The organism is Plantibacter elymi (nom. nud.) (assembly GCF_900177795.1).
Classification (GTDB): Bacteria; Actinomycetota; Actinomycetes; order Actinomycetales; family Microbacteriaceae; genus Plantibacter; species Plantibacter elymi.
On the sequence record NZ_FXWJ01000005.1, the window covers coordinates 436,410 to 451,167 of the forward strand.

15 protein-coding genes are annotated in these 14,758 nt (G+C 68.9%); 9 read left to right on the top strand and 6 right to left on the bottom strand.

All coding sequences use genetic code 11. The features are described 5' to 3' along the window. Nucleotides 1–98 precede the first annotated feature (98 nt). The 7 genes from CCK91_RS19830 (at nucleotide 99) to CCK91_RS17235 (ending at nucleotide 8,183) form a co-directional block, all read left to right on the top strand. Complete coding sequence (locus tag CCK91_RS19830; RefSeq protein WP_086475040.1) at nucleotides 99–1,139, top strand: DUF5819 family protein; 1,041 nt, start codon at nucleotides 99–101, stop codon at nucleotides 1,137–1,139. Beyond that, the gene (locus CCK91_RS17210; protein WP_086475041.1) at nucleotides 1,136–2,161 is read left to right on the top strand and encodes an HTTM domain-containing protein; all 1,026 of its coding nucleotides are present in this window, start codon (nucleotides 1,136–1,138) and stop codon (nucleotides 2,159–2,161) included. Before CCK91_RS19830 ends, CCK91_RS17210 begins: the two co-directional genes overlap by 4 nt. 145 nt (nucleotides 2,162–2,306) lie before the next feature. Next, complete coding sequence (locus CCK91_RS17215; protein WP_086475042.1) at nucleotides 2,307–3,746, top strand: phytoene desaturase family protein; 1,440 nt, start codon at nucleotides 2,307–2,309, stop codon at nucleotides 3,744–3,746. Nucleotides 3,747–3,902: 156 nt separating this feature from the next. Further along, nucleotides 3,903–4,691, top strand: coding sequence for a DeoR/GlpR family DNA-binding transcription regulator (locus CCK91_RS17220; protein WP_086475043.1), 789 nt, complete (start codon nucleotides 3,903–3,905; stop codon nucleotides 4,689–4,691). After that, nucleotides 4,688–5,689 carry a 1-phosphofructokinase family hexose kinase gene (locus CCK91_RS17225; protein ID WP_086475044.1) on the top strand — a complete coding sequence of 334 codons (1,002 nt, stop codon included), beginning with the start codon at nucleotides 4,688–4,690 and terminating at the stop codon, nucleotides 5,687–5,689. The genes CCK91_RS17220 and CCK91_RS17225 overlap by 4 nt, the downstream gene beginning before the upstream one ends. A 102-nt stretch (nucleotides 5,690–5,791) precedes the next feature. Continuing rightward, nucleotides 5,792–7,834: a PTS fructose transporter subunit IIABC gene (locus CCK91_RS17230; protein WP_086475045.1), complete on the top strand. Its 2,043-nt coding sequence runs from the start codon at nucleotides 5,792–5,794 to the stop codon at nucleotides 7,832–7,834. A gap of 79 nt (nucleotides 7,835–7,913) precedes the next feature. Further along, entirely contained in the window at nucleotides 7,914–8,183 is a 270-nt protein-coding gene (locus CCK91_RS17235) for an HPr family phosphocarrier protein (protein WP_056014456.1), read from the top strand. Between the two features lie 295 nt (nucleotides 8,184–8,478). Here the strand turns inward: CCK91_RS17235 and CCK91_RS17240 are convergent, their stop codons facing one another. After that, nucleotides 8,479–9,114 (bottom strand): response regulator, encoded by a 636-nt coding sequence (locus CCK91_RS17240; protein ID WP_086475046.1) that lies wholly within the window; start codon nucleotides 9,112–9,114, stop codon nucleotides 8,479–8,481. Further along, the gene (locus tag CCK91_RS17245; protein WP_086475047.1) at nucleotides 9,108–10,304 is read right to left on the bottom strand and encodes a sensor histidine kinase; all 1,197 of its coding nucleotides are present in this window, start codon (nucleotides 10,302–10,304) and stop codon (nucleotides 9,108–9,110) included. The genes CCK91_RS17240 and CCK91_RS17245 overlap by 7 nt, the downstream gene beginning before the upstream one ends. Before the next feature lie 193 nt (nucleotides 10,305–10,497). Here CCK91_RS17245 and CCK91_RS17250 point away from each other — a divergent pair, with 193 nt between their 5' ends. Continuing rightward, entirely contained in the window at nucleotides 10,498–11,064 is a 567-nt protein-coding gene (locus CCK91_RS17250; RefSeq protein ID WP_086475048.1) for a heme-binding protein, read from the top strand. Between the two features lie 86 nt (nucleotides 11,065–11,150). On the opposite strand, the gene CCK91_RS19410 is transcribed toward CCK91_RS17250, so the two are convergent. Continuing rightward, on the bottom strand, nucleotides 11,151–11,318 hold the full coding sequence (locus CCK91_RS19410; protein WP_133060038.1) for an LPXTG cell wall anchor domain-containing protein: 168 nt from the start codon (nucleotides 11,316–11,318) through the stop codon (nucleotides 11,151–11,153). Between CCK91_RS19410 and CCK91_RS17255 the strand changes: the two genes are divergently transcribed. Beyond that, nucleotides 11,317–11,586 (top strand): HPr family phosphocarrier protein, encoded by a 270-nt coding sequence (locus CCK91_RS17255; protein ID WP_056014456.1) that lies wholly within the window; start codon nucleotides 11,317–11,319, stop codon nucleotides 11,584–11,586. The two genes, CCK91_RS19410 and CCK91_RS17255, sit on opposite strands and share 2 nt — an antisense overlap. Nucleotides 11,587–11,787: 201 nt before the next feature. Here the strand turns inward: CCK91_RS17255 and CCK91_RS17260 are convergent, their stop codons facing one another. The 3 genes from CCK91_RS17260 to CCK91_RS17270 form a co-directional block, all read right to left on the bottom strand. After that, nucleotides 11,788–12,768, bottom strand: coding sequence for an aminotransferase class I/II-fold pyridoxal phosphate-dependent enzyme (locus tag CCK91_RS17260; RefSeq protein ID WP_086475049.1), 981 nt, complete (start codon nucleotides 12,766–12,768; stop codon nucleotides 11,788–11,790). Next, nucleotides 12,765–14,000, bottom strand: coding sequence for a hypothetical protein (locus tag CCK91_RS17265; protein ID WP_133060039.1), 1,236 nt, complete (start codon nucleotides 13,998–14,000; stop codon nucleotides 12,765–12,767). The genes CCK91_RS17260 and CCK91_RS17265 overlap by 4 nt, the downstream gene beginning before the upstream one ends. A gap of 111 nt (nucleotides 14,001–14,111) precedes the next feature. Further along, complete coding sequence (locus CCK91_RS17270) at nucleotides 14,112–14,561, bottom strand: hypothetical protein (protein ID WP_133060040.1); 450 nt, start codon at nucleotides 14,559–14,561, stop codon at nucleotides 14,112–14,114. Nucleotides 14,562–14,758 lie beyond the last annotated feature (197 nt).

Sequence of the window (14,758 nt, forward strand, 5' to 3'; positions counted from 1 at the left end):
GCCGCATTCGGGTCGGCGCGGCCCACTCCTTCCCCCGCGGACGGCACCACCGAACGGGTGCCCCGCGGTTCATCACCACCCAGCACCAAGGAGGAACCGTGACTCCCATCACACGTACACCCGTCGAGGGTCGGTCTGACACCCTTCGACAGGCTCAGGGACCGGAAGGGGCTCAGGGACCGGAAGGGGCTCAGGGACCGGAAGGGGCTCAGGGACCGGAAGGGGCTCAGGGGCCGGACGGGGCCGAGGGGCTCGAGGCCGGGCAACCGGTACCTGAGCCTGTCGAAGGGCAGGCTTCGGCGGAGACCCTTCGACAAGCTCAGGGACCGAAGGGCGCTCAGGGACCGAGCGGCGGTCAGGGAGCGGAGTCGGCGGCCCCGCCGAAGCGGGCCGCGCGCATCGCCGCCGCGGTCTCGATCGCCCTCGTCGGCGTCTACGTCGCCGGCACCCTCGTCATCGTCTCGCCGACCACACCCGTCCGCGGTGCCGTCGTCGCCGCGGCGGGCCCGTACTTCACGCAGAAGTGGAACGTCTTCGCGCCGAGCATCATGAAGACGAACATCACCTTCTCCGTCCAGGCGCAGTGGCGCGACGCCGACGGGACGCTCGTGAAGTCCGACTGGGTGAACGTCACGAAGCTCGAGCAGCAGGCGGTCCCCGGCCACGCAGAGCCCTCGCGGATCCAGAAGTCCTCGTGGAACGCGATGCTCGCCTACAACGCCCGCTACCTCGCGCTCGATGCCCAGCAACGCGAGCTCGTCCGCGACACCTTCATCCAGCGAGCCGACGGTGGCGGGTACCGCGCGCAGTCGGCCGAGTCGCTCATCGCCGACCTCGACGCCGTCAGCACGACGCCGGGCTCAGGGCAGGGCGACGTCGTCCGGTTCCTCCGCTACGACTACATGCTCAAGGAGTACGCGACCGCGTTCTCCACGGCGTACTTCGATCAGGACGTCGAGCGCGTCCGGTGGCGGATCGACCGCACGCGCCCGAACGACTTCGAGAACCGCTTCTCCGAGGAGCAGCAGTTCGACGACACCGCCGTCACCTTCGGCTGGCGGCACGTCGACGACGTCATCGACCCGGAGACCCTCGCCGTCTACCGGGATGTCATCGCCCGCTACGGAGGTGCACGATGAACGCCGTCCGAGCAACATTCGACCGGTTCGCCGGCTGGGTCACGGGCGCCAAGCACGCCGGCTACAGCCTCTCCGCCCTGCGGATCCTCTACGGTGTCGCGATCGTCAGCTTCCTGTTCACGAGCCTCGCCGACCGCCACTACCTGTGGGGCGTCGCGTCGAAGTGGGTCGACCCGGAGGCGAACCGTCGCGCCTGGTTCCCGCTGTTCGAGCTCGTCTTCACGAAGGACAGCGCCTTCGTCTTCGACCTCGCCTACGGGGTGCTCATCGTGCTCGGGCTGCTGTTCCTCATCGGCTGGCAGACCCGGTTCGTCACGCCCGTCCTGCTCGTGTTCTGGGTGGGGCTCGCGACCAACAGCACGGTGCTGACCAACGGCGGCGACACGATCATCCGCATCACGCTGCTGTTCCTGGTGTTCGCGGACCTGTCGCGTCACTGGTCCGTCGACGCGTGGCTCGCCAAGCGACGGGGCCGAGCGCTGCGCCCGATCCTGCGCGGTCGGTTCGCGATTCCGGCGTGGCTCGCGAACGCCGCCAACAACACCGCAGTCCTCCTCTGCGCCTACCAGATCATGCTCGTCTACATGAACTCCGGCATCTACAAGCTCATGGGTCCCGAGTGGCGGGAGGGGACCGCGTTCTACTACTCGCTCGTCCTCGACGTGTTCCGGCCGTTCCCCGCGCTGAGCGACCTCGCCTGGCAGGTCGGTCCGTTCGTCTGGGTCGCCACGTTCCTGTCCGTCTGGGTGCAGCTGCTGTTCCCGGTGCTGATCCTGTGGCGACCGACGCGCATCCTCGCGCTCGGTTTCACGATCCTGATGCACCTCGGTATCGGCCTCTTCCTCGGGCTGTGGCCGTTCTCGCTCGCGATGATCGCGCTCGACCTGCTGTTCGTCCGCGACCGCAGCTGGGTCGCCGTCGGTCGGTGGGCGTCGCACGCCGGGGGAGTGCTCCGCCAGTTGTTGCCGGAGCGCCAGGCGACGGAGAGACCTGTCACGACGTCGGCCGGTTCGCCGTCGTGACACCAGCCGTCTCGCGCGTTCGGGTGCGAGACGAACCGGCGGTCGGCGCCACGGTTGCGCCGACCGCCACCCCTCCTGTTCGAGGTGGTGCCGGTGGTGGGAAACCTGCCACCCGTGCCACCGGCCCGAGACCTAGGCTGGTGCGATGGTGGATGCGGTGGTCGTCGGGAGCGGGCCGAACGGACTCGCCGCTGCCGTCACCCTCGCCCGCGCCGGCCTCGAGGTCGAGATCCACGAGGCAGCCGACACCATCGGCGGAGGACTGCGGACGCAGGAGCTGACCGAACCGGGCTTCCGACACGACGTCTGCTCGGCGATCCACCCCATGGTGCTCACCTCGCCGTTCTTCCGGGCCTGGAAGGCGACCGAGCGCGTCGAGTACCTCGTGCCGGAGGCGTCCTACGGGCACCCGCTCGATCGCGGTCGCGCGGGCATCGCCTATCGTGACCTCGATCGGACGGCCGCGACCCTCGGCGTCGACGGCGTGGCCTGGCGGGAGCTGCTGCAGCCCATCGTCGACCGCATGGACGCGGTGACCGAGTTCACGCTCAATCCGTTCCTCCCGGTCCCGAAGCGGCTGTTCGACGTCGTGCCGTTCGGCCTGCGGGTCCTGGAGCAGGGGACGCGCACCTGGCTGCGACGCTTCGAGGGCACCGTCGCCCCTGGCCTGCTCACGGGCGTCATGGCGCACACGATCACGAGACTGCCGGGGTTGCCGGCCGCAGGAGCCGGCCTCGTCCTCGCGGCGACCGCGCACGCCGACGGCTGGCCCCTCCCGATCGGCGGGGCGCAGTCGCTCGCCGACGCGATGGTCCGCGACCTGGAGGCCCACGGTGGTCGTGTCATCACCGGGCACCGGGTCACCTCGACCTCGGAGCTCCCACTGGCGGCGGCCGTCCTCTTCGACACCTCGCCACGCGACCTGGTCGCCGCCGTCGGCTCGCGGCTCCCTGCCGACTACGTGCGCGCTCTGGAACGGTTCCGGTACGGCAACGCCGTCTTCAAACTCGACCTCGCCGTCTCGTCGCCGATCCCGTGGCGCAACCGGGCACTGCTCGACGCCCCGACCGTCCACCTCGGCGGCACGGCGCAGGAGATCGCGGCGTCGGAGAACGCGGTCGCGGCGGGCAAGCACCCGGAGCAGCCCTACGTCCTGTTGGCGCAGCCGTCGCTCTTCGACGCCACCCGCGCGCCCGCGGGGAAGCACACGGTCTGGGCATACTGCCACGTGCCGAAGGGTTCTCGGGTGGACCGGTCCGAGGCGATCATCGATCAGATCGAACGCTTCGCGCCGGGGTTCCGCGACACGATCATCGCCCAGGCCGGACGTGACACCGTCGTCGTCGAGCGGGAGAACCCGAACGACCTCGGTGGCGACATCTCCGGGGGAGAGCCGTCCGTGCGGCAGCTGCTGCGGCGCCCAGTCGTGCGTCGCGAACCGTGGCGGACGCCCGCGGCCGGGGTCTACCTCTGCTCGAGCTCGGCCGCGCCGGGCATGGGCGTCCACGGCATGGCCGGGTTCCTGGCGGCGCAGTCCGCGCTGCGGCACACCTTCCGCTTGCCGGTCCCGTCCCTCGCGCCCTGAGGTCCCCATTCGTTCGCCCATCTTTGGGCGAGGGAACGCTCCATCGCCCAAAGATGGGCGAATGAACGCACCTGGATCTGTGTTTCTCTGCGTTTGTGTGATACTTTCTTCGCACTGCAAGCCTGCAACACCGGAAACGAAGGTCAAGGACGACGCATGTACGCGACGGAGCGGCACGAGCACATCACCAGCCGGGTGAAGACGAGCGGACGGGTCTCCGTCGCCGACGTCTCCCGTGAGCTGGGCGTCACCGCCGAGACGATCCGCCGCGACCTCGACCAGCTCGAAACCTCCGGTGTCCTGCGCCGCGTCCACGGCGGTGCCGTCTCCGCCGCACGTGCCTCCGTCGCCGAGGCCAGCCTCGCCGATCGCCAGGGCCAGCGGAGCGACGCGAAGGCCACGATCGCCCGTGCAGCCCTCCGGCTCATCCCGTCGACGTTCAGCGGCTCGATCGTCATCGACGCCGGGACGACCACGGCCCACCTCGCCGACCTCCTCGTCACCTGGCGCCCGGCCACCGCCGGCCAGACGCTCACGGTCATCACCAACTCCGTACCGATCGCCGCGACGCTCCACCACTGCGACCACGTCGAACTGCACCTCCTCGGTGGCCGGGTCCGTGGCATCACGAGCGCGGCGGTCGGCAGCACGACCGTTGACGAGCTCGGCCGGTTCCGCCCGGACATCGCCTTCGTCGGCGCCAACGGGGTCAGTGCCGACTTCGGCCTCAGCACGCCCGACGAGCTCGAGGGCGCCGTGAAGTCGGCGATCGTCCGCGGTTCGCGCCGGGCCGTCGTCCTCGCCGACGCCGCGAAGCTCGGTGAGGAAGCGCTCATCCGCTTCGCCGCCCTCGACGAGATCGACACCGTCATCACCGACGAGGTCGTTCCGACGACCCTCGGGGACGCCCTCGAGGCTGCGGGTGTCGAGGTGGTCGTCGCATGATCATCACCCTGACCGCCAACCCCTCGCTCGACCACACGGTGGAGCTCCCCGGCATCGTCGAGCGCGGCGAGGTCCTCCGTGCCCTCGCCAGCCGGGAGCAGCCGGGCGGCAAGGGCGTCAACGTCTCGCGGGCCATCGCCGCCGCCGAGTTGGCGACCATCGCCGTCCTCCCCGGCGAATCGACCGACCCGATGATCGAGTCGCTCCGCGCGCAGGGCATCGACGTCCTCGCCGTCCCGACCGGGCAGCCCGTGCGTCGCAACATCACGCTGACCGAGCCCGACGGCACCACCACCAAGATCAACGAGCCGGGTCCGCTCCTCACCGAGGACGATGCGGCACGCCTCGTCGACGCGACCGCTCGTGCCGCTGCGAGTGCCGAGTGGCTCGTCATCGCCGGTTCGCTGCCACCCGGACTGCCGGCCGACTTCTACGCACGGATCGTCCGGGCCGCTCGCGCCCTCACCGACGGCGCCCGCCCGCTCGTCGCCGTCGACAGCTCGGGGGAGCCGCTCGCCGCCCTCCTCGCCGCCTTCGCCGCCACCGGGGAACGCATCGACCTCATCAAGCCGAACGGTGCCGAACTCGCCGAACTCACCGGCACCGCGTCCGGCGACGAGATCGAGGCGGACCCGGCACTCGCCGCGTCCGTCGCCGCCGCGCTCGTCGGCACCACGGACCGGCCCGGCCCGGTCGCCGCCGTCCTCGTCACGCTCGGCTCCCGAGGTGCCGTGCTGGTGGAGGGCGACACCGCCTGGTCGGCTCGGGCCCCGAAGATCGTCGCGCGCAGCACCGTCGGCGCGGGGGACTCCTCCCTCGCCGGCTACCTGATCGCCCGAACCGCAGGTCTCGCACCTGCAGCACGCCTCGCGCAGGCCGTCGCCCACGGAGCCGCAGCCGCGGCACTCCCCGGCAGCGACGTACCGGCGCTCAGCGGGACGGACGCCGCCGCCATCGACGTCGTCCAGCTCCCGCAGCGGATCCCCTCCGCCCCCTGACCGCCCACCCCGGTCCCTGACCGCCCACCCCGGTCCCTGAGCTTGTCGAAGGGCCGCCCCGACCACCCGAAGCACCAGCATCCGTTTCGAAGGAGAACCCAGATGTCCACCCCACTCATCACCCCAGGGCTCGTCGCCCTCGACGCCGACCTCGGCACCGATCGCGCGGGTGTCATCCGCGCGCTCGCCGAGCTCGTCGTCCGCGCCGGCCGTGCCACCGACACCGAGGCCCTCTTCGCCGACGCCTGGGCGCGGGAGAGCAAGACCGACACCGGCATCCCCGGCGGCATCGCGATCCCGCACTGCCGTTCAGCCGCTGTCACCGAGCCGACGCTCGCGATGGCCCGCGTCTCGCCGCTCGTCGACTTCGGTTCCGACGACGGCCCGGCCGACCTCCTCTTCTTCATCGCAGCCCCGGACGGCGCCGACCAGGCGCACCTCGCCCTGCTGTCGAAGCTCGCGCGCTCGCTCATCAAGGCCGAGTTCGTGACCTCGCTGCGTGAGGCGCCCGACGCCGCCGCGGTGGTCGCCCTCGTCGATGGTGCACTCAGCGACGCACCCAAGCCGGCAGCGGCTCCTGCCGCCGAGCGCGCCGCGACGGCTCCCGTCGAGGCAGGCGACCAGGCCGCACGGCCCGTGCTCATCGCGGTCACCTCGTGCGCGACGGGTATCGCCCACACCTACATGGCGGCCGACTCGCTCGCCGCCACCGCGAAGCGCCTCGGTGTCGAGCTCCACGTCGAGACGCAGGGCGCCTCCGGTGCGACCCCGCTGCCCGCCGACGTCGTCGCGAAGGCACAGGCGGTCATCTTCGCCGTCGACGTGGACGTCCGCGACGTCACCCGCTTCGCCGGGAAGCCCGTCATCAAGGCTCCCGTGAAGCGCGGCATCGACGCCCCGGAACAGCTCATCAACGACGCGGTCGCCGCGATCTCGAACCCGAACGCCCCACGGGTCGCCGCAGCTGCCGGTGAGGCCTCCGCGTCGACGTCGGACAAGAAGGACGCCAACGTCGGTCAGTCGATCAAGCGCTGGCTGCTCACCGGTGTGAGCTACATGATCCCGTTCGTCGCGGGTGGCGGGCTGCTCATCGCCCTCGGCTTCCTCCTCGGTGGATACAACATCACCGAGAACGCCGGCAAGATCATCGTCGAGAACAGCCTCGCGAACCTGCCGGCCGGCGGCCTGGGCGCCTACCTCGGTGCGGTCGCATTCTCCATCGGCGCCGCCTCGATGGGCTTCCTCGTCCCCGCTCTCGCGGGCTTCATCGCCTTCGCCATCGCCGACCGACCGGGCATCGCGCCCGGGTTCGTCGCCGGTGCCGTCGCCCTCCTCATGAGCGCCGGCTTCCTCGGCGGACTCGTCGGTGGTCTGCTCGCCGGTGGTGTCGCCTACGGCCTCGGTCGCCTGAACGTGCCGCGGTGGCTGCGTGGGCTGATGCCCGTCGTGATCATCCCGCTGATCGGCTCGATCGTCGCGTCCGGCCTCATGATCCTCGTCCTCGGCGGCCCGATCGCCGCGCTCATGGGCGGGCTCAACTCCTGGCTCTCCGGCCTCACCGGTGTCTCCGCGATCCTGCTCGGCGTGATCCTCGGCACGATGATGGCCTTCGACCTCGGTGGCCCCGTCAACAAGGTCGCGTACTCGTTCGCCGTCGCCGGTCTCGGTGCTGGCACGCTCGCCAACCAGGCACCGTGGCAGATCATGGCCGCTGTGATGGCCGCCGGCATGGTGCCGCCGCTCGCGATGGCACTCGCCTCGACCGTCCTCAGCCGTCGTTCGTTCACCGCGGTCGAGCGGGAGAACGGTAAGGCAGCCTGGCTGCTCGGCGCCGCGTTCATCAGCGAGGGTGCGATCCCGTTCGCCGCGGCCGACCTGTTCCGCGTCATCCCGGCGTCGATCCTCGGTGGTGCCGCCACCGGTGCGCTCATCATGGCGACCGGCGTCACCTCGCAGGCACCGCACGGTGGCATCTTCGTGTTCTTCGCCATCGGCAACATCGGGATGTTCATCCTGTCGGTCGCCGTCGGCACGGTCATCACCGCCGTCGCCGTCATCCTGCTCAAGCGGTTCGCCCGTCGTCGTCCGGTGGAGGGTGCCGACACGGCAGCCCCCGCGGTCGCCACCGAGCCCGCGACCGTCTGATCCGTACCCGTCCGATCCACAGCCTGACCTGATCCACTGGTCCGGCCGGCACCAACCGAACCGCAGAAGGAGCATCATCATGGCCGAACGCCAAGCCACCATCGCCAGCCGCGTCGGGCTGCACGCCCGCCCCGCCAAGCTCTTCATCGAGACGGTCAAGCGCCAGCCGGTGCCCGTCACGATCGAGCTGGGCGACTCTGGCCCGCTCGACGCCTCGAGCATCCTCACGATCATGAGCCTCGGCGCCACCAACGGCGACGTCGTCACCCTCCGCGCTGAGGGCGAGGGCGCCGACGAGGCGCTCGCCGAGCTCGCCGGTCTCCTTGAGACGGACCTCGACGCCGAGTAGTCACCCTGCACCACGAAGCCCCGCCGCCCGAGTCATCTCGGACGGCGGGGTTTCCTCGTGGGCCCTTCGACAGGCTCAGGGAGCGTGGAACCGTTTCGGTCACTGAGCTTGTCGAAGTGCCCTCGGGGAACCGTTTCGTGTCGTGCGTGGTTGCTCGTGGGCCCGTCGACAGTCTCAGGGAGCGTGGAACCGTTCCGGTCACTGAGCTTGTCGAAGTGCCCTCGGGGACCGTGGCGTGTCGTGCGTGGTTGCTCGTGGGCCCTTCGACAGGCTCAGGGAGCGGGCTTTCGCGGGTTCAGCGATGCTCGGGCGGACGGACGATGCCGCGCTGTCGAGCCGCAGCGATGGCGGCGCCGCGACCGTCCACCCCGAGTTTCGTGTAGATGTGCGCGAGGTGGGTCTTGACGGTCGTCTCGCTGATGAACAGCCGACGCGCCAGTTCGCGGTTGCCGAGACCGTCCGTGAGCAACTCCAGGATCTCGGCCTCGCGCGGGGTCAGGGCTTCCTGGCGATGTTGCAGGTGATGCATGAGCCGTGATGCCACCTGTGTGCTCAGCGCGCTCTGTCCCATCGCTGCCGTTCGCACCGCGCGGAAGATCTCCTCGGGCGACGACGTCTTGAGCACATACCCGACGGCTCCTGCGTCGACGGCCCGGACGATGTCGGCATCCGTGTCGTATGTGGTGAAGATCAGTACCTGCGGTGCCGGGCTGAGCGCGCGGAGACGCCTGGTCGTCTCGATCCCGCCGATCCCGTCGCCCATCGCGAGATCGACGACCACGAGGTCCGGCTGCACCTCGGCGACCAGTGGAACCGCGTTCTCGCCGGACGACGCCTCACCCACGATCTCGAGGTCGGGTTGGGTCTGCAGGATCAGGCGCAGACCCGCTCGCACCACGGCATGATCGTCGACCAGGACGAGCCTCAGCACGTCGACCCCGCATCGGTCGGGAGCTGGGCGACGATCACGGTGCCGTCACCGGGGGCACTCTCCACCGTGAACCGACCGCCGAGTTGCTCGATCCGCTGTCGCATCGCCCGCAGCCCGTAGCCGCCGGTGCTCGACGGTTCGGGGACCGCCGACGCATCGAATCCGACCCCGTCGTCGGCGATGTCGACGACGACCTGGTCGGCCAGACAGCTGAGGGTGACGTGGATCGCCGATGCGCCGGCATGGTGATCGGCGTTCTGCACGGCACTCTGACAGACGCGCAGGATCGCGTGGGCGATCTCAGGCGGGTAGGGCCTCGGCTCGCCGTCGATGCGCAGCTGGGCGGAGGGGGTCTCCGCGACCAGATGTCCGAGCGCGGATGCGAGACTGATGCCGTCGAGCCGGGGTGAACCGAGGTCGTGGACGAGGTTCCGCGCCTCGCCGAGCGTCGAGCGGATCAGCTCGACCGCCTCGCGCAGACGGGCGCGGCTGGTGGCCGGAGACGTGTCGATCGTCTGCGCGGTGGCCTCCATGATGAGGAGCGAACTCGCGAGTCCCTGGGTCACGGAGTCGTGGAGTTCGCTCGACACCCGTGCCCGCTCCTGAGCGATCCCGGCTTGTCGCTCGGTCGCGGCGAGTCGCTCCTGGGCTTCCGTCAGTCGACGGATGAGCGCCGCCTGTGTCCGGTTGTCCGACTCGATCCGTGAGGTGACGACGCTCACGAGCGCAGCCACCACCGCTGTCCCCACCACGATCGTCCAGTCGAAGCCGCCGGTGAGGACGAGGAGCGAGCGCGCGCAGACAGCGGCGAGACCGACGGCGATCCACGCGGTCGGGAAGGCGCGGCGTGCGAGGAAGTAGACCGAGAACGCCGTCCACCAGAAGCTCGGGGCGATGAGCACGAGCAGCGTCCACAGTGCGAGCAGGATCACGACGAGGATCCGGTGTCGGACGCCCGTCTTCCGCGTGGCGAGGAGGTAGGCGGCCGCGGTCGCGACGGTCAGTGCAGCGACGGTCCAGTTCACCGCCTCGACCCCGTGACTCATGACGTATCGCACGGCCGAGGTCACGAGCAGCGCGAAGAAGGTGAGGTTGAGCACGACGTCGAGGGGCGTCGCGCCGAGGGCTGCGGCTCGGCGGTACGGGCGGGAGTCCGGGGTCGGTTGGGCTGATGTTCGAGCGTCTGACATGGGACCTTTCCGGCGATCCCTCCATGCTAGGCGAGCCTTCGAGGGCCTGCCTCATCCGAAGGGATGAGGGCCGGTCCGCCATCGGCCCGACCGGATCCGGGCGGCGCGGACGAGGTGGAGGCAGCACCGCCCGGACGAGAGTTGTCGGAGCGCATCATCCGATGCCGAAGCACGAACAACCCAGAGGAACACCATGAAATCGTCACGCACCGCACGCCTCGGCACCATCGTCGCCGGACTCGCCGTCCTTGGAACCTTGACCGCCTGCACCGGCCCCGCCTCGTCGACGACCGCGACCTCGGCGTCGCCGGTGGCCGAGGCCGCGGAATCCCGGACCGTCGAGCTTCCGCGACTGTCCGCCGACGCAGCATTGGAAGCTGCGACCGCCGCGCTGGACTCGTGTCGAGCGAGCGGGGTCGGGTTCGTCACCGTCTCCGTCGTCGACCGCTTCGGTCAAGTGCAGGCCGTGGTCCGCGGTGACGGCGCTGCGGAGCACACCCTCTCGGCGTCGGCCGAGAAGGGATACACGGCGGCGGCGTTCGGAGCCAACACCTCCGAGCTGACGGAGCGCCTGCCGGAGGGCGGCGGGGCGACGCTTCGCGACCTCGAGGGGACCCTGTTCCTGGCAGGCGGGGTGCCGATCAAGGTCGGTACGGCGACGATCGCGGGCATCGGCGTCGGTGGAGCCCCGGACGGCATGGTCGACGAGGGTTGTGCGGCGGCCGGCGCTGCGGTCCTGGCGGAGGACGCGGCGAGCTGACGGTCGGCTCACCGGAACGCGAACGCCCGTTCGCCCACGTTTGGGCGAACGGGCGTTGCGTCGCCCGAAGATGGGCGAATGGAGGGCTAGCTGGCTGTGCGACGGCGACGCGCGAGCAGCACCGAAGCGAAGCCGACGAGGCCGAGGAGCAGCGCGACGAGCCCGATGCTCGACACGTCCACACCCGTGCGCGACAGCGAGTCGGCGCCGGCGGCCGAACCACCCGAAGGCGAGCTCGTAAGGAGCATCATCATGGCCGAACGCCAAGCCACCATCGCCAGCCGCGTCGGGCTGCACGCCCGCCCCGCCAAGCTCTTCATCGAGACGGTCAAGCGCCAGCCGGTGCCCGTCACGATCGAGCTGGGCGACTCTGGCCCGCTCGACGCCTCGAGCATCCTCACGATCATGAGCCTCGGCGCCACCAACGGCGACGTCGTCACCCTCCGCGCTGAGGGCGAGGGTGCCGACGAGGCGCTTGCCGAGCTCGCCGGTCTCCTCGAGACGGACCTCGACGCCGAGTAGTCACCCTGCACCACGAAGCCCCGCCGCCCGAGTCATCTCGGACGGCGGGGCTTCCTCGTGGGCCTGTCCTGAGCTCGTCGACGCGCGGTGTTCGCTTCGATCCTGCGGCCGGTATCGGGGAATGTGCACGCTGAACTCATGCACTCCACCCGTCGAGCGTGTCGATGTGCATCACGGGAGCGCGACGATCGGGTCAGCACGTCAAGCAGCTGGTCCGACCGGATGAACCGAGCTGAGGTGAGTGATGTTGTGATCGCACGAGGTGATGCGGAGGAACCCGTCGTCAGCGAAGCGTTTTGCATGCAGTGCCGCGTAGGTTTGCCGGTCGGCAATGCCCCAACTGTCGGTGGGGTCGAGCACGGTGATGAATGACAGAGCCGAAGAGGGGACGGAGACCCACCCGAGAGTGGTCAAGGCGTCGGTCAGACGCGCATGCTCTCGCCGCATGTGGTCGTGGCGAGCGATCGCTCGACCACGCCATGCGGGAGAGAGGAGAACTTCTGCGGCCGCCAGCTGCAGCGTATTCAAGGCGAACGGGGACTCCTCGGCCGTGTAACCGGGGTCGTGCGTCGCGAGGACGATCCCGCCGAGGCGTACGCCAGCAAGACCCTCGGTTTTTGAGCAGGAGAAGATCACGTTGTACTGGCTTTCACTCCGTGCGACCAGAGCGGAGAACTCGTTAGAAAAGATGGACAGGTACGTGGCGTCCACTGTCCAACTCACCTGATCAGACGCAAGGGGGACCGGCAGAGAATCCATCCCGATGGGATTGCCTGGCCAGGTGAGGATCACGTGGGCCGGGCGGACATCCACGAGCGTGCGAATCCGTTCCACGTCGAGCACTGCCTGGTATTCGTGAGTGGCGCAACGATTTCGTGCGGCGGCCAGCCGATATCCCGGGTACGCGGGAGACGGGATATACAGCGACGAGGCAGCAGGCAGGAACCGGGTCACCAGATCGACAGCTCCGTCAGCGCCGCTCGTGAATCGGATCCGTTCGACATCGATGCCCAGGAGCTCGGCCATTCTGCTGCGCGCGCGGTCTGGTTGCGAGACGGGGTACAGGCGCCAGGGTTGGTCCATCGCCTGCTTCAGGACAGCCTCTTTGAAGTCGACCGGCCACTCGACCGAGGACTCCGTGTAGTCGACGCCAGGCCGCCGGGGTCGGAACAACCGGGTCATGCCACGAGCTCTGTTCGGCGTCTGCTCGCTCTCACGAGCCCAACCCAGACGCACGCGCAGAAGGCGCCGCGAGCGGTGAGCAGCACCGCCCAGATAGTGGGGAGGGATAGCGCCCCCGCAGCGCTTCCGATCGCGATCACGGGCAGGGTGAGGCCCCACATGCAGATCGTCAGCGGGAGAAGGACCGCTGTCGGTTTCACGATGACCTTCAGCATCGCTGAACCGACTCCCGCGATCGGTTCGAGCATGAGCTGGAACCCCACGAGTCGAACCACGAGCTCGGTGTCATGCCCTTGGGGGAGTCCGAGGACGTGCTGAAGGGGCCAAGGAGCCAGAGCCAGAGCTGCTCCGACGGGGACGAGGACGTACGCTACCGTGCCGATCGCTTGTCGGATGAGTCCCGAATCGATGAGGCGACGATCGGAGCGGTGAACGACGAGCCGCCCGCCGACCAGCCCGATGCTCTTGAGCGGAATGACGACCGAGCGTACGAACGCGATGGCGGTGACGGTCACCGCGCCGGGAAGTGGACCGACGCTCGCGGCGAGCTGGGACACGAGCGCGAACGTGCTGAGCAACACGACGCCGTCATATGCTCCCGCGGCGGTGCGGGGAACGTTGCGAAGCGTCTGAGCAGGGCTCGACGTGAACACTGACCATCCGGCCCGGATGATGCCGCGGTCTCGTTCGCCGAGGCTGTCGCGTCGCCGAGCGAAGCCCCAGGCCTCCGCGGCTATTCCACTCAGGCCGATGGACAGGAGTGCCGTGGTGGCGTCTGGCGCAACTCCAGTGCCGAGCAGCGCAAGGCCCGTGCCGATGACGAATGTCTCGAACGAATGTTGTGTGCTGAGCCGCTCCAGTCCGAGGAACTGCTGCTTTCCGGCAAGACACTGCCCGAGCGGCAGGAGGATCGCGCCCACCGTGGCGGCCGCGTAGGCCAAGACATATTGACCACGATCACCGGGTATGAGAGCGGTGCTGATGGCTCCGAAGCCGCAGGTGAGCACCACGAGCACGAATGTCGAGGCCCAAGCCGTCGAGATGATCTCCGTGAACTGCTCGCTGCCCGCTGCGTCGCTCTGCCCTCGCATGCGTAGATGGCTGAGTCGTGAGACAACAGCGATGCCGTGCCCCGCGCACAGAACGACGGCTATGCCGTACACGTTCACGGCGATGCCGTACGTGGAGACGGTTGTGGGTCCGAACTCTGCAAGGGCGATGATCGTGACCATTGCACGCACACCACCGAACGCCGAGCCCAGCGCCATGAGCGAGCCGCGGCGGAGGAAGTCTCGCCGAAACCTCCGTTTCGACTCGCTCATGGACACTGGCGCGCTTGTCCGTCAGACCGAGACCGGCGAGCCGAGCGCGTTGACTTCGTCGAGTGAGAGACCAAGCTCCTGGCGGAGGAACTGCACCACGGACCAGTGTGACGCGCTTGGCTCCGTGAACGGTCCGAATCGGGACGTGTAGTCAGGAATCCATTCCACGAACTGTGCGACGGCCTCTCTGCGGCCGATCCGCTGAGCGAAACCATCGATGCCGATGGACTCATGATGGATATATCGTCCGCCCGGAAGTGCCTCGCACAGATCGAAGTATGACTGTGTCTGCACGATCATCTCGTGCCAGATCTCATCCGCTTCACGAGTCAACGGGATGAACCGCGCGCGCGAACCCTCCGAGAGAATCGTGAGGTATTTGAGTACCTCGCCGATCTGCTCGTCAACCAGCTCCATACTTCGGTCCGGGAACTCAGCTGCGATGTGATTTCGGTAGTCGTCGTCGATCAAGATGGTCTCCTTCCTCATCACATTCGGCCGCCCGTCCTCACTGGTCGGGTCCTGGGCTCGGAGCACCGCCGCAACAACTTTGTGCGTGATTTCTGAGCGCGTCGAAGTGCCGATCCAAGATGCGGTCGATCAGGAGCTCCATAGTGTTCTTCCTTTCGTCAGCAGCGATTCGCGAATGCGAACTCAATCACCGTACA